General features: G+C 72.8%; 9 protein-coding genes and 1 tRNA gene. 2 read left to right on the top strand and 8 right to left on the bottom strand.

Going from position 1 to position 13,712, the window contains the following annotated elements:
- Positions 1-237: 237 nt before the first annotated feature.
- The 5 genes from QMZ92_RS07125 to leuS form a co-directional block, all read right to left on the bottom strand.
- On the bottom strand, positions 238-2,742 hold the full coding sequence (locus QMZ92_RS07125; RefSeq protein WP_283296367.1) for a ComEC/Rec2 family competence protein: 2,505 nt from the start codon (positions 2,740-2,742) through the stop codon (positions 238-240).
- Positions 2,739-3,380: a ComEA family DNA-binding protein gene (locus tag QMZ92_RS35990; RefSeq protein WP_349307710.1), complete on the bottom strand. Its 642-nt coding sequence runs from the start codon at positions 3,378-3,380 to the stop codon at positions 2,739-2,741. The genes QMZ92_RS07125 and QMZ92_RS35990 overlap by 4 nt, the downstream gene beginning before the upstream one ends.
- 631 nt (positions 3,381-4,011) lie before the next feature.
- Positions 4,012-4,857, bottom strand: a complete 846-nt coding sequence (locus tag QMZ92_RS07135; protein WP_283296369.1) for a DegV family protein — start codon at positions 4,855-4,857, stop codon at positions 4,012-4,014.
- Between the two features lie 187 nt (positions 4,858-5,044).
- A complete protein-coding gene (locus QMZ92_RS07140) occupies positions 5,045-5,830 on the bottom strand; it encodes a hypothetical protein (RefSeq protein ID WP_283296370.1) in 786 nt (261 codons plus the stop codon).
- A gap of 151 nt (positions 5,831-5,981) precedes the next feature.
- Entirely contained in the window at positions 5,982-8,873 is a 2,892-nt protein-coding gene (gene leuS / locus QMZ92_RS07145) for a leucine--tRNA ligase (RefSeq protein WP_283296371.1), read from the bottom strand.
- Positions 8,874-9,470: 597 nt separating this feature from the next.
- Here leuS and QMZ92_RS07150 point away from each other — a divergent pair.
- Both QMZ92_RS07150 and QMZ92_RS07155 read left to right on the top strand, forming a co-directional pair.
- Entirely contained in the window at positions 9,471-10,955 is a 1,485-nt protein-coding gene (locus QMZ92_RS07150; RefSeq protein WP_283296372.1) for a ferric reductase-like transmembrane domain-containing protein, read from the top strand.
- Positions 10,952-12,538: an NADH-quinone oxidoreductase subunit NuoF family protein gene (locus QMZ92_RS07155; protein ID WP_283296373.1), complete on the top strand. Its 1,587-nt coding sequence runs from the start codon at positions 10,952-10,954 to the stop codon at positions 12,536-12,538. The genes QMZ92_RS07150 and QMZ92_RS07155 overlap by 4 nt, the downstream gene beginning before the upstream one ends.
- Positions 12,539-12,598: 60 nt before the next feature.
- Here the strand turns inward: QMZ92_RS07155 and QMZ92_RS07160 are convergent.
- The 3 genes from QMZ92_RS07160 to QMZ92_RS07170 all read right to left on the bottom strand — a co-directional run bounded on the left by QMZ92_RS07160 (position 12,599) and on the right by QMZ92_RS07170 (position 13,533).
- Positions 12,599-12,671: transfer RNA gene (locus QMZ92_RS07160), tRNA-Ala, on the bottom strand.
- 460 nt (positions 12,672-13,131) lie between these two features.
- Positions 13,132-13,365, bottom strand: a complete 234-nt coding sequence (locus QMZ92_RS07165; RefSeq protein ID WP_026277450.1) for a hypothetical protein — start codon at positions 13,363-13,365, stop codon at positions 13,132-13,134.
- A gap of 3 nt (positions 13,366-13,368) precedes the next feature.
- Entirely contained in the window at positions 13,369-13,533 is a 165-nt protein-coding gene (locus tag QMZ92_RS07170) for a hypothetical protein (protein ID WP_283296374.1), read from the bottom strand.
- Positions 13,534-13,712: the final 179 nt, after the last annotated feature.

A 13,712-nucleotide genomic window follows, 5' to 3' on the forward strand; every position in this document is an offset into this window, starting at 1 on the left:
CCCCAGACCGAACGCACCGCAGGCCGGACCACCAAGGCCCGGAACAACCGGCCCCGTGCCCAGGCCGATCCAGCAGGCCGGACCCCGTCAGGGGCCGGACCACCCGGCCCCGAGGCCGCGCCGAGCCGGCGCCTGGTCGGTGTGGGCCCAATGGCCCGGACGGACCGACCCCGCGGTCGGGACCCGCCGTCGTATCGGCGCACCGGGCTGCGCACCTGTCCGTCCGCGGTGCGGAACTCACGGCGGACGGGCGCCGCGGGCCACGGCACGCAGACGACTGCCGGAGCCCGTGACGGCGATCGAACCCTCCGTGTCGGTGCGCATCACCAGCGCGCCCTGCGACCGCAGTGCGGAGACGGTCCGGAGCGACGGATGCCCGTACGGGTTGTCCCGGCCACAGGAGATCAACGCCAGCCTCGGCCGGGCCGCGGCGAGCAGGGCGGGGTGCTGGTATGCCGAGCCGTGGTGGGCGACCTTGAGGACGTCGACGCGTGGGAGGGCCGGGTGGGCCCGTATCAGCCCTCGCTGCGCCGGGGGTTCGAGATCCCCTAGGAGCAGCAGCGACAGACCGCTGTGCGTGCGCACGAGCAGGGTGACACTCGCGTCGTTCGGCTCCCGCTGATTCGCGCCGAAGCCCGGTGCGGAACCGGGGGCAGGCCACAGCACCTGCCAGGTGAGCCCTCCCGCACGCCGTCGCTCCCCCCGCCCGGGCCGGATCAACCGCACGCCCGCGGCTGTCGCGGTCCGGCGCACGAACTCGGCCTGGTCACGCGGTTCTTCGAGGGACGTGGTCTGGATCGCGCCGATGCTTCTGCCCCGCAGGGCGCCGGGCAGCCCCGCCACATGGTCGGCGTGGAAGTGGGTCAGCAACAGCAGCGGCACGCTCCTGACGCCCAGTTCCTTCAGGCACCGGTCCGTGAGTGCCGGGTCCGGCCCGGCGTCCACGACGACGGCCGACCCCTCGCCCGCGGCCAGCACCGTGGCGTCGCCCTGCCCGACGTCGCACATGGCGAACGACCAGCGCGGCGGCGGCCAGCCGGTGGCGATCCTGGTCAGCGGGGGCGGCCGCAGCACAGCAAGTACGAGCAGCAGGGCGCATCCCACGGCCGGCCAGGGGCGCCGGGCCGACCCGCGAACCAGCAGCGTCCCCACGGCGGTGACCGCGGCCAGCAGCAGCGCGCCCCACCAGCCGCCGGGCCACTCGGCCTGCGCCCCGGGCAGGCCGGCCCCGGCGCGGGCGACTCCGGCGATCCACCCGGCCGGCCAGCCGGCGCAGCGCGCAAGCAGCTCCGCGGCCGTTGCCGAGACGGGTGCTGCGGCGAGCGCCGCGAACCCCAGTACCGTGGCGGGCGCCACGGCCGGCTCGGCGAGGAGATTGCACGGAACCGCCACCAGGCTGATCCGCTCGGCGAACACGACCACGACAGGCGCGCACACTGCCTGCGCCGCCGCGGCCGCGGCGAGGGCCTCCGCGACTCGTCCCGGCACCCCGCGCCGGCGCAGCGCCGTGCTCCAGCGCGGAGCGATGGTGAGCAGGGAGCCCGTCGCCAGCACAGAGAGCAGGAATCCATAGGTGCGGGCCGACCAAGGGTCCCAGAGCACCAGCAGCAACACGGCGGCCGCCAGTGCCGGGAGCAGGGATCTGCGCCGACCGGTGCCGATGGCCAACAGGGTGATCGCCCCGCAGGCCGCGGCACGCAGCACGCTCGGTTCCGGCCGGCACACGACGACGAAGCCCAGCGTGAGCGCGCCGCCGGACAGTGCTGTCGCACGCAGTGAGATGCCCAACCGGGGTGCCAGACCGCCTCGTTCCGCTCTGAGCGCGCGGCCCGGCGGGCCGATGAGCAGGAACAGGACGATCGCCAGATTGCTGCCGGATACGGCCAGCAAATGCGTCAGATCGGTCGCTTTGAACGCCTCGTGCAGTTCGGTGCCGATGCGGGAGGTGTCGCCGACGACAAGCCCCGGAAGCAGTGCACGTGAGTCCGGTGGCAGCCCTTCGGTCGCCAGCCGCAGCCCCGCACGCAGGTCCCCCGCCGTGCGCTGCGCCGGGGTCGGCGGTCCCGTGGTGCGGGGCGGCCCCGGGCCTCGCACCCTCAGTACGGCCGCGAACCGGCCCTCCCCCTCCGCAGGTGGCTCGGCCCTGGCGGTGAGGGTGACCCTGGTCGACGGCAGCAGACTCAGCCACGGACGGGCCGCTTGGCCGGGCCGGACGATCACCAGGACCGGGGCCCTGGTGGTGATGGACTCACCCTCCGGCGTGGTGACCCGGACGACCTGTCCCTCCAGCAGGACAGCCGTCTGTACTGCCCGATCACCCCACACCCGCGGCCGTGTCGTGCGCGGATCGGTGGTGACGGTCAACTCGGCGGTCACCGGGCCGTGCTGCCGCGCCGCCTCTGGTACCGGCCCCCGGTACAGGTCCGCGCCGCGCAGTGCGCCGGCGGCCGTACCGGCGGCGGTGCACAGCAGCACGGCGGCGGCAGCGACCCTGTTGCCGGCCCCCTGCCAGGAACGCCGGCGTGCCGCGCGGACGGCCGGGGACAGCAGGAGCGCGCCCGCCACGGCGACACAGGCGAGCACCGTCACGCGCGGCCAGGGCGGCCGCGTCGTCAGAGCGAGGGCCGCCGCACCCCAGGCGGCCAGGGCGGGCAGCACCAGACGCAGATCGGCCGGGCGTTCTTCACGGGCTTCGGCCGCCTCCGGCCGGAGGTCGGGGGAATCCGCGGGCGCCCGGATCACGGCCGCACCAGCGCTTCCAGGTCGGCGAACCGGCGGTCGCCGATCCCCGTCACCTCTCGGAGTTCGTCGACCGATCGGAAGCCGCCGTGCTCGGTGCGGTAGTCCACGATGTGCTGGGCGAGTACCGGGCCCACGCCCGGCAGGGTGTCGAGCTGCTCCACCGTGGCGGTGTTGAGGCTCAGTGGTCCCGCGCCCGGGGCGGCACCACCCGGCGGCCCCTGCGGGCCGGGAGGCTGCGGGGCACCCACGACCACCTGCTCGCCGTCCATGAGCACCCGCGCCCGGTTGAGGCCGGTGAGGTCGGTGCCCGCCTTCACCCCGCCCGCCGCCCGCAGCGCGTCGGCGACCCGGGCCCCCACGGGGAGGCGGAGGACGCCCGGCCGCCGGACCTTGCCGCTCACATCGACGACGATGTGCCCGGCGGGCTCGCGTGCCGTTGGCGGACCCGGCGAGGGCCCGGGCCGGGTCACCTCCGGCGTGGGAGGGACCTCCCCGACCAGCTGGGGCGCGCGCACCGGCTGCGGCTGCCCGGACCAGAAGTGCTGCACGGCCAGGCCCACCCCCAGGACCAGGACCACCGCGAGAGCGGCCAGTGCCTTCGGCTCCAGCCCACAGCGCAGCCGCACCCACGAAGGCATCCGCTCCGCCAGGGCCAGCCGCGTCCGCTCCGACAGCGAGGGCCCGGCAGCGGTCGCTCGGCCCGCTCCTGAGGGGTCACGCGAGCCCGGCGGCGGCACGGACCGGCCGCGCCCCGGCTCGGGCGCGGCAGCGGCGTCCCGCACGCCTTCGGGGCCGCCCGTCGTTCGGTCCGACGCCGGTGTCCCCGCGGCCGAGGGCGCCCAGGAGCGCGCGGGCGGAGCGGTCGCCGTCCCGGGTGCGCCGGGCGTCCGGAAGAGGGCGTGAGCGCGTAACCGCGCCGCCGACGACGGTGCCGTGTCCGCCGGCGAAGGGGCGGATGGGGCCGACACCGGGTGGCTCCCGGCTCTCATCCGCTGCCGCCGGTGGCGTACGCGGCCGTCCGAGGCAGGCCCACGGCCCGGGCCACTGGTCGCAGAGCGTGATCGGTGACTCATGCCACCCGACGGTAGGCATCTCCGTGCGACCTTGCTGAGCAGCCTCAATTCCGGTGGACAACCGGGCCCTTGTGGAAAACTCGGTCACTCTCCGGAGTGACGAGACGGTCCGGCCAGGCCGGCGACCAGCCCACGGCAGCACCCGCGCCCCGCACCGCCGCACGACACGGACGGGCCCCACCGCGGCGCCGCGTCCTCACCGCTGTGAGACCACCGCCCCCAGCAGTCCGGGCCCGGTGTGCGCCCCGATCACCGCGCCCACCTCGCTGACGTGCAGTTCCCCGAGGTTCGGCACCCGCTCCCGCAACCGCTCCGCCAGCGCGGACGCCCGCTCCGGCGCGGCAAGATGGTGCACCGCGATGTCCACCGGTCCCGTACCGGCGCGCTCGGCGGCGATCTCCTCCAGCCGGGCGATCGCCTTGGAGGCCGTGCGCACCTTCTCCCTGAGCTCGATCCGGCCGCCCTCCAGCTGCAGCAGCGGCTTCACCGCGAGCGCGGACCCGAACAACGCCTGGGCGGTACCGATACGGCCGCCCCGGCGCAGATAGTCGAGGGTGTCGACGTAGAAGAACGCGGACGTGCCCGCGGCGCGCTTCTCGGCCGCTGCCACCGCCTCGTCGAGGGAACCGCCGGCGTCCACCGCCTCGGCCGCGGCGAGGGCGCAGAATCCCAGCGCCATCGCGACCATGCCGGTGTCGACCACACGGACCGGGACGGGCGCCTCCCGGGCCGCCAGGACCGCCGCGTCGTAGGTGCCGGAGAACTCCGAGGACAGATGGAGCGAGACGATGCCCGTCACCCCGGTTTCCGCCGTGGCCCGGTAGGCGGCCGCGAAGGTCTCCGGGCTCGGCCGGGACGTGGTCACGGCACGGCGCTTCTGAAGCGCCTGGGCGAGGGAACGGGCCGAGATCTCGGTGCCCTCCTCGAGGGCCTGGCTCCCCAGCACAACGGTCAGTGGCACCGCTGTGATGCCATGCAACTCCATCGTCTGTGGCGGCAGGTAGGCCGTGGAATCAGTGACGATCGCGACATGGCGGGACATGAGCGGGAGGTTACCCGCAGGGGCCGCCGCACGGGAGCCCGACCCCGCCCCACCACACGCTTCCGTTGGGCGGACGGCCTCCGTCCGGGGCAGCCCGGCCGTCCCCTGGCGCGCTCGAGGCCCACCGGGCCGCGTGGCCCGGTGGGCTCCGAGCGCTGGTTCGGGTCCCGGAACGGCGACCTGGTGTCTAGTTCGAGGTCTCCGGACGGGTGGACTTGTCCCACGAGTACCTCATCGCGAGCCGCGGGTCCCGTGGCGGGATCGCCCGGGGCTCCTGAGCGCCCGTCCCCGGCTCCGATCCGCCCGACGTCTGCTCCGGGCCCGTCGCGGCCGCCGGGGGCCGCGGATCCTGCGCCGAGGAGGTCCGAGGCCCCTGTGCCGACCGCGGGCGCGAGGGCTCCTCGGCCGACTCGGGCCACATCGGCTCGGCGCGCGACCAGTCGCGCAGCGCTCCCGCCTCCACGTCGATCTGGGTGGTCAGCGACTCCAGGTCGTCCTCGGCGAACGACCGCGCCCTGTCCCTCGCCGCCCAGCGCAGCGACTCGGCGGAGTGGGTGATCCGCTCGACCCGCTCACGCAGCTGCGGAAGCCGCTCCGTGGTCCTGCCGCGGTCCGGCTCGCGCTCCAGCCGCCGCAGTTCCTCGTCCAGCTCCCGCCCGTGCACGCTGAGCCGCTCGAAGAGGCCGATCGACTCCCGCAGCGACGCGTCCTCGGCGACCCCCGCGTGCAGGGCTTCCTGCGTGGCCCGCATCGACGTGCGCAGACGGAGCCTGAGCTGCGCCAGCTCGCCGGCCAGACCGACCTGCCCGAAGCTCTTCGCCCGAAGCGCCGTGTCCTCGACGGTGCGCCGTGCCTGGCCGATCGTGCGGTCCACACCCCGCTTGGCCGCACCGACCGCCTTGACGCCCACGTACACCCCGAGCGTCACGAAGGCGACGAAGAGCAGCGCCAGGATCAGGATGACGGCTTCCATGGGCGCCCCTCCGAGTCGTACGCGGTATGTCCTTCCACGGTAAACGGAACGGGCGGGCCGAGGGTTCCAGCGGAACCCCCAACCTGCCCGTAGGGGAAAGACCAGGGCCGGGCCCGGCGGACTGCCGGGCCCGGCCCGTGAGCGGTTCCGGCTAGGCCGGGACGATGTTCACCAGCTTCGGCGCCCGCACGATCACCTTGCGGATGCCCGCGCCCCCCAGGGCCGCCACGACCGCCGGGTCGCCCACGGCCAGCGCCTCCAGCTCCGCGTCAGCGATCGACGGGGAGACCTCCAGGCGGGCCTTGACCTTGCCCTTGACCTGCACGACGCACGTCACGGTCTCGTCCACGACGTACGCGGGGTCGGCCACCGGGAAGGCCTCGTGGACGACCGAGCCTGAGTGGCCCAGCCGGCGCCACAGCTCCTCGCCGATGTGGGGGGCCAGCGGCGCGATCAGCAGCACCAGGCGCTCCGCCACCGAGCGTGCGACCGGGCCGCCGGTCTTGGTCAGGTGGTTGTTCAGCTCGGTGATCTTGGCGATGGCGGTGTTGAAGCGCATCGCCTCCATGTCCTGGCCGACGCCCTCGATGGCCTTGTGCAGGGCGCGCAGGGTCGCCTCGTCCGGCTCCGCGTCCACGACGGTGACCTCACCGGTCGTCTCGTCGACGACGTTGCGCCACAGGCGCTGCAGCAGTCGGTACTGGCCGACGACGGCACGCGTGTCCCAGGGACGGGAGACGTCCAGCGGGCCCATCGCCATCTCGTACAGGCGCAGGGTGTCGGCACCGTACTCGGCGGCGATCTCGTCCGGGGTGACCGCGTTCTTCAGGGACTTGCCCATCTTGCCCAGCTCGCGCCTGACGGACTCGCCGCCGTGGACGAACCTGCCGTCGTGCTCCTCGACCTCGGCGGCGGGCACCGGGAAGCCGCGGGCGTCCCGGTAGACGTACGCCTGGATCATGCCCTGGTTGTACAGCTTGTGGAACGGCTCGGCGGACGAGACGTGCCCCAGGTCGAACAGCACCTTGGACCAGAAGCGGGCGTACAGCAGGTGCAGTACGGCGTGCTCGGCGCCGCCCACGTACAGGTCCACACCGCCGTGCGGCTGCCCCTCACGGGGGCCCATCCAGTACTGCTCGATCGCCGGGTCGACCAGCTTGTCGGCGTTGTGCGGATCCAGGTAGCGCAGCTCGTACCAGCACGAACCGGCCCAGTTCGGCATGGTGTTGGTCTCGCGGCGGTACCGCTTGACCCCGTCGCCCAGGTCCAGCTCGACGTCGACCCACTCCGCGTTGCGCGACAGCGGGGTCTCGGGCTGGGTGTCGGCATCGTCCGGGTCGAAGGTGCGCGGTGAGTAGTCGTCGACCTCCGGCAGCTCCAGCGGCAGCATCGACTCGGGCAGCGCGTGGGCCACCCCGTCCTCGTCGTACACGATCGGGAACGGCTCGCCCCAGTAGCGCTGCCTGCTGAACAGCCAGTCACGCAGGCGGAAGTTGACGGTCGCCTCGCCGATGCCCCTGGCCACCAGCCAGTCGGTGATCTTCGCCTTGGCCTCGGCCACCTCCAGGCCGTCCAGGGAGATCTCGTCGTTCGAGGAGTTGATCGCCGGGCCCTGGCCGGTGAACGCCTCCCCCTCCCAGCCCTCCGGGGGCCGCACGGTACGGACGATGGGCAGGCCGAACGCCTCGGCGAACTCCCAGTCGCGCTCGTCCTGGCCGGGGACGGCCATGATCGCGCCGGTGCCGTAGCCCATCAGCACGTAGTCGGCCACGAAGACCGGGATGCGCATGCCGGTGACCGGGTTCACGGCATAGGCGCCGGTGAAGACACCGGTCTTGTCCTTGTGCTCGGTCTGGCGCTCGACGTCGCTCTTGGTCTGTGCCTGCTTGCGGTACTCGGCCACGGCCTCGGCGGGGGTGGCCGCGCCGCCGGTCCAGGCGTCCTTGCCCCGGGCCTCATCGGGCCATTCGGCGGGCAGGACCGAGTCGATCAGTTCGTGCTCGGGCGCCAGCACCATGTAGGTGGCGCCGAACAGGGTGTCGGGGCGGGTGCTGAAGACCGTGATGCGGGCGTCGTCGTGCCCGTCGACGGTGAAGTCGATGCGCGCGCCCTCGCTGCGGCCGATCCAGTTGCGCTGCTGCAGCTTGATGGCCTCCGGCCAGTCCAGCGCGTCCAGGTCTTCCAGCAGCCGGTCCGCGTAGGCGGTGATGCGCATGTTCCACTGGCGCAGGTTGGCCTTGAAGACCGGGAAGTTGCCGCGCTCGGAGCGGCCCTCGGAGGTGACCTCCTCGTTGGCCAGGACGGTGCCCAGCCCGGGGCACCAGTTGACCGGAGCGTCCGAGGCGTACGCCAGGCGGTAGCCGCCCAGGGCGTCGGCGCGTTCGGCGGCGCTCAGCTCGCTCCAGGGACGCCCTGACGGGGTGGCGCGCTCGCCGCTCTCGAACTGGGCGACCAGGTCGTCGATCGGGCGTGCCCTCCCGGCGTCCTCGTCGTACCAGGAGTTGAAGATCTGCAGGAAGATCCACTGGGTCCACTTGTAGTAGTCCGGTTCGATCGTCGCGAACGACCGGCGCTTGTCGTGCCCCAGACCCAGCCTGCGCAGCTGGATCTTCATGTTCTCGATGTTGGCCTCGGTGGACACGCGCGGGTGCGTGCCCGTCTGGACGGCGTACTGCTCGGCGGGCAGGCCGAACGCGTCGAAGCCCAGGGTGTGCAGCACGTTGTGGCCGGTCATCCGCTGGTGCCGGGCGTAGACGTCGGTGGCGATGTAGCCCAGGGGGTGACCGACGTGCAGGCCCGCACCCGACGGGTACGGGAACATGTCCATGATGAACTTCTTGGGGCGGGCCACGAGGTCGGCGTCCCCGGCCAGGTCACCGCTCGGGTTGGGCGCCTCGTACGTGCCGTCGGCGTCCCAGAAGTCCTGCCAGCGTGCCTCGATGTCGGCCGCCATGGCCGCCGTGTAGCGGTGGGGTGCGGCCGCCTCCGCTGAGGGGGCCCCACCCGTGCCGGAGGCCACGGGGGAGGAATTCGTCTCGCTCATGATCCTTAAAGCTCCATCGATCGTCTCTGCCTGCGATTGCCTGAAACGAAAAATCCCCTCGCACAGGAGGGGACGCCGCGCCGATTCCGACCGGGAGATCACCGGTCGGGACTGATCAGCGCGGCCCGCTAAGCAGGAGGCGTACGGCACGCATGGCGCCAGGGTACAGCAGGCCACCTTGCCGCCGCACAGAGTGTCCGCCCGCCGGGCACGGGACGGAGCCGCGGGGACCGGCGGGAGCACCGCTCCACAGCCCTGTCCGGAACCGGACCCGGGGGCCCCGTATGTGTGGTCTGTCAGGCGTCGTCCGCTCCACCGAACGGCTCCCGGAGGGATGCGGAACCCCACAGGGTGAGTGGAGAGCATCGCCCATATGAGTGAAGAACCGTTTCGGAGGGCTCAAGTTACTCGGCGTATCACCCCTATCCGGGGCAACCCCAGAGTCAGTTGTCGGTCAGGCTGACCACTAAACCTCGAAAACTCGTACCCACTGGTATGACGCCACTTAGAGTGCGACGACGGGACCGCTTTCCCGCACCATTCGGAGCCCCCATGAACCCTCGTCGCAAGATTCGTTCGTCGCCCGGTGAACCGGGCATGAGCCGGCAGGCACAGGGCGGACTGATCGCCGCCGCTGTCGTGCTCATCCCGCTGCTCGCCATCGTTGGCAACGATGCCTTCCGGGCCGCGCTGGACTTCGCCGCCGGCGTACTGTCCCTGGTCTCCCTGACCGCATCGGTCGCCTGGGGCCTCATCGCCACCGACCGCGTGTTCCTCTCCACGCGCCACCGCCTGCTCGCCCAGGCCATCCACAGGAGCACCGCCGTCGCCTCACTCGGCTTCCTGCTGCTGCACGCCACGGTCAAGGTCTCGCTCGACCACGTCGAACTGCTGGGCGCCCTCGTGCCGTTCGGCCTCGGCATCACCGGCACGTCCGGACTCATCGGCTTCGGCTCGCTCGCCGGTCTGCTGATGGTCGTGGCCGGCTCGACCGGCGCCGCGCGCAGCGCACTCGCCGGCAACGGCCGCTTCGCGGGCCGCTGGCGGGCGCTGCACATGCTGGCGTACCCGGCCTGGTGCTTCGCTCTCGTGCACGGCCTCTACGCGGGTCGCCCCGCCGCCGGCTGGGTCACCGCGATGTACAGCCTGGCGCTGCTCGGAGTCGCCGCCGCCGTGTCGCTGCGGCTGCTGCCGCTGCCGGTGAAGCGGCAGATCGTCGAGCGGATCATGAGCCTGACCGGCGCGTCCGGCGATGTTCCCCAAGCCACCGAGCAGAACGTACGGGACATGGCGTCGGCGCCCCTCCCCGGTACGTCCGGCATTCCCTCGCAGCCCCGGGCGCGCTTCGAGCGCGAGTTCCCGCGCGGCGCCGCCGACCTCGGCGACCCGCCGGGCCGGCCGCTGGGCTCACCGCTCGGGTCCCCGCTGGGGCAGCCGCTCGGCGCCTCGCGCGGCGAGGCTCGCCGGCTCGCCGCCCCCTCGCCGCAGCTGTACGAGGCCACCCAGCAGCTCTACGAGACGGCACCGACGCCCTCGTCCGAGTCGGCCACGGGCTCCTTCCCCGGCGCAGGCCAGGCGATGGGTGGGCCGCCATCCGGCGACGGTCCCGGAACGGGGATCTCCGCCGCCTACCGCGCAGTGTCCCGGGCGGGTGACCCCTCCCCCCGCACCGGCGGCCCCACTCCGCCGCAGGGGCGATCCTCGGACGACGTGCCGTTCGCCGAGCGCATCCCCATGACCGAGGAGCTGCCGGTCGTCCCCGACGACTCCTCCCCCCGCTCCGCGAGCTGGCCGACGCCGTCTCCGCCCCCGCCGGCCCAGGCCCTCCCCCAGCCGCCCGTGTCGGCCCCGTACGACACCGGCACGACCTCCCCGTACGGCGAGTCGTACACGGCGTCGTCGGGCGCCGGGTACGAACCCGTCTCCCCGTACGGCACCGCCGGCACGCCCGGCGGCTACGACGGCAGCCCGTCCGCCGAGCCCTTCCCGGGCTCGTTCGACGAGACCCAGCCGCCGCCCGGCCCGCTGTATCCGCCCACGGCCGGGGAACCTTGGAACGCACCCGCAGGAGAACGACCGTGAACGCCCCCCTCCCCGATGTCCCCGAAGTCCGCGTCGTCGGCCTGCCCCAGCTCACCCAGGGATTCGACCTGGTCGAACGTCTCGACCTGTCCATGCACCTGAAGGTGCACGGCCCGCTCGAACCCATGAGCGGCGAGCGGCTGGCCCAGCTGGCCGAGAACATATCCCTGCGCGGACGCGGCGGCGCGGGCTTCCCGTTCGCCCAGAAGCTGCGGGCCGTCGCCAAGGCCGCCATCCGAAGGGGTGTGCGGCCCGTCGTGGTGATCAACGCCAGTGAGGACGAACCGGCCTGCCGCAAGGACACGGTGATGGTCAACCGTGCACCCCACCTGATCCTGGACGGCGCACTGCTCGCCGCAGAGGCACTGGGCGCCCGCACCCTGATCGTCGCGGTGACCCGCAACTCCACGGAGATCTCCATACGCGCGGCGCTGGCCGAGCGAGGCCTGTCCGACCGGCGCGGACAGCAGCTGCGCGCTCGGGTGCAGCGCAACCCCGAGCGGATGGTCTCCGGTGAGGCCTCGGCGATCATCCGGGCCATCAACGGCGGCCCCGCGCTGCCTCCCGGCCGCCGGGAGCGCGCCGCCGAGTCCGGTGTGGCCGGGGCGCCGACCCTGCTGTCCAACGCGGAGACGTTCGCGCAGCTCGCCGTGGCCGCCCGGATCGGGGCCCGCAGGTACGGCCACACGGGCCTGGAGAACGAACCGGGGACGGTGATGCTGACGGTCTCCGGAGCGGTCGCGCGCCCCATGGTGATCGAGGTGCCGACGGGTGTGCCGATGCGGTACGTGCTGCAGCTCGCGGGCGCCCCGCCGGTGCCCCAGGGCGTGCTGACCGGCGGCTACCACGGCAACTGGATCGACGCCGCCGCGACCCACGAGGCCGTGATCTCGCGGGAGTCGCTGTCCAACGTGGGCGGGGCGCTCGGCGCCGGAGCGATCCTCCCGATCGGCCCGGAGACGTGCCCGCTCGGCGAGGCGCAGCGCGTGGCCAACTGGCTGGCGGCCGAGACGGCGGGCCAGTGCGGCCCGTGCAAGCTCGGTCTGCCCGCGGCGGCCGGCGGCCTGTCGGACGTGATCAACGGCGGCGGACCGGCCGCCCTGGAGGCGCTGCGCGAGGTCACGCAGGCCGTCAAGGGCCGGGGGGCGTGCAAGCACCCGGACGGTTCCGCCCGGTTCTTCGCCTCGACACTGTCGGCGTTCACGGACGACCTGGCCGCGCACGTCCTGCACGGCGGCTGCGGCCGGGAGACCGTCGGTGTGCTGCCGCTGCCCGGGCCCAGCGGCCAGGAAGCGCAGGAGTCCATTCCGAGCGGCGAGAAGCTCGCGGTGGACTGGACGCTGTGCCAGGGTCACGGCATCTGCGCGGAGATCGTGCCGGAGCTGATCCGTATGGGTGCCGACGGCTACCCCTCCGTGGCGGAGGCAGCGGTTCCGATGCATCTGCGGGGGCGCGCACAACGTGGCGTGCGCCGCTGTCCCGCGCTGGCGCTGCGCATCGAGCAGGCGCCGGCCCCGCGGGGCAGCAAGCCGGCCCTGCCGCCCGGCGGTGACCGTAAGGCGCTTGGCAGCGGCCAGGGTTGACACACGGAAGAGGGCCATCCGATCGGATGGCCCTCTTCCCTGTGCTCTGACGAGCTTCTGTGGAGCTAAGGAGAATTGAACTCCTGACCTCTTGCATGCCATGCAAGCGCTCTACCAACTGAGCTATAGCCCCTTGCTGTCAACCGCTTCACTTCCCGGGTCTCCCCCGCGGCGACACAGAGAACATTACACGGTCCCCCCGGTGGTCCACCAAATCGTTTCCGGTCCGCACCGGTACGGGCGATGACGTCCGCTTTCACGACCGTGATCGTGTTGGCACCGACACCGTCCGGAGGCTCGGCACACGCGACCTCGGCGCCACATGCGCCTGCCTCCGCCTTCTCGCGGTGTCCCGAAGGGCGCGCTGCGCAGCCGAAGTGTCCCCGAACGACCTGTTCGTCCGAGGAGATCGCGAACCGGTCGCCGCGCGCGGCGCCGGGACGGTCTTCCGCTCGTACGCGCCGTCGCGGGTGCGCCACGACTCCGGCGACCCGAACCGGCCCTGAAAATAGGCGATATGAGCGTTTCGGCCCGTTCCGCGGCCGTCGCCGTGCCGACGGGGCTCGACGGTATGGGGCGGACACCCGGGGGCGTCAGGCCGTCGCAAAGGAGTAGAAGCGCTTGAGCGTGCAGTGCTCGTCGAGCAGCCGCCCGTAGATCGGCTCCCCCTCGAGCTCACGGTAGGTCTCGATGGGGTCGCCTTTTATGATCAGTGCCCGCGCGCACTCCTCGCACCAGTACTGGTACTCGGGGTTGACCGGGTCCATGTCCCGGACGATCGGCGTGCCGCTGCCGCACCAGTCGCACTTCCTCCGGTGTGCACCCATCATTCAGCTCCAGCTGTGGCCGCAGGCGGTGCACACGTACGAGATACCTCCGTTGTCGCCGAGCACTTGGGCAACGTGGGACGAGCCGCATGAGGGGCAGCTGAGGCCGGCACGGGCGATCGCAGCGAGGAGCTGGTCGTCGTTCTCCTCGTTGCAGCCTCCGGGCATCGCCTCTCCCTCCCGTCCAGGCCTTCGTCCCCCTTCAGCCGTCCCGATTCTGCCATGGCGGGGCGAGGGGGTCATCGGCGTCGGTGAACCGGTGCGTCATCGTTCCGGAGATCATCACGACCGTGGGGTCGAGGGGTGCGCAACGGCGCACGGAAAGACGAAATCCCGCCCCCTACGGG

The sequence above is a fragment of the Streptomyces sp. HNM0645 genome, assembly GCF_030056615.1.
GTDB classification, from domain to species: Bacteria; Actinomycetota; Actinomycetes; order Streptomycetales; family Streptomycetaceae; genus Streptomyces; species Streptomyces marianii.

Bases quoted from the DNA above. Each gene is read 5' to 3' on its own strand.
- QMZ92_RS07135 (WP_283296369.1), bottom strand. From the start codon at position 4,857: ATGTCCCGCCATGTCGCGATCGTCACTGATTCCACGGCCTACCTGCCG.
- QMZ92_RS07150 (WP_283296372.1), top strand. From the start codon at position 9,471: ATGAGCCGGCAGGCACAGGGCGGACTGATCGCCGCCGCTGTCGTGCTC.
- QMZ92_RS07140 (WP_283296370.1), bottom strand. From the start codon at position 5,830: ATGGAAGCCGTCATCCTGATCCTGGCGCTGCTCTTCGTCGCCTTCGTG.
- leuS (WP_283296371.1), bottom strand. From the start codon at position 8,873: ATGAGCGAGACGAATTCCTCCCCCGTGGCCTCCGGCACGGGTGGGGCC.
- QMZ92_RS35990 (WP_349307710.1), bottom strand. From the start codon at position 3,380: ATGCCTTCGTGGGTGCGGCTGCGCTGTGGGCTGGAGCCGAAGGCACTG.
- QMZ92_RS07170 (WP_283296374.1), bottom strand. From the start codon at position 13,533: ATGCCCGGAGGCTGCAACGAGGAGAACGACGACCAGCTCCTCGCTGCG.
- QMZ92_RS07165 (WP_026277450.1), bottom strand. From the start codon at position 13,365: ATGGGTGCACACCGGAGGAAGTGCGACTGGTGCGGCAGCGGCACGCCG.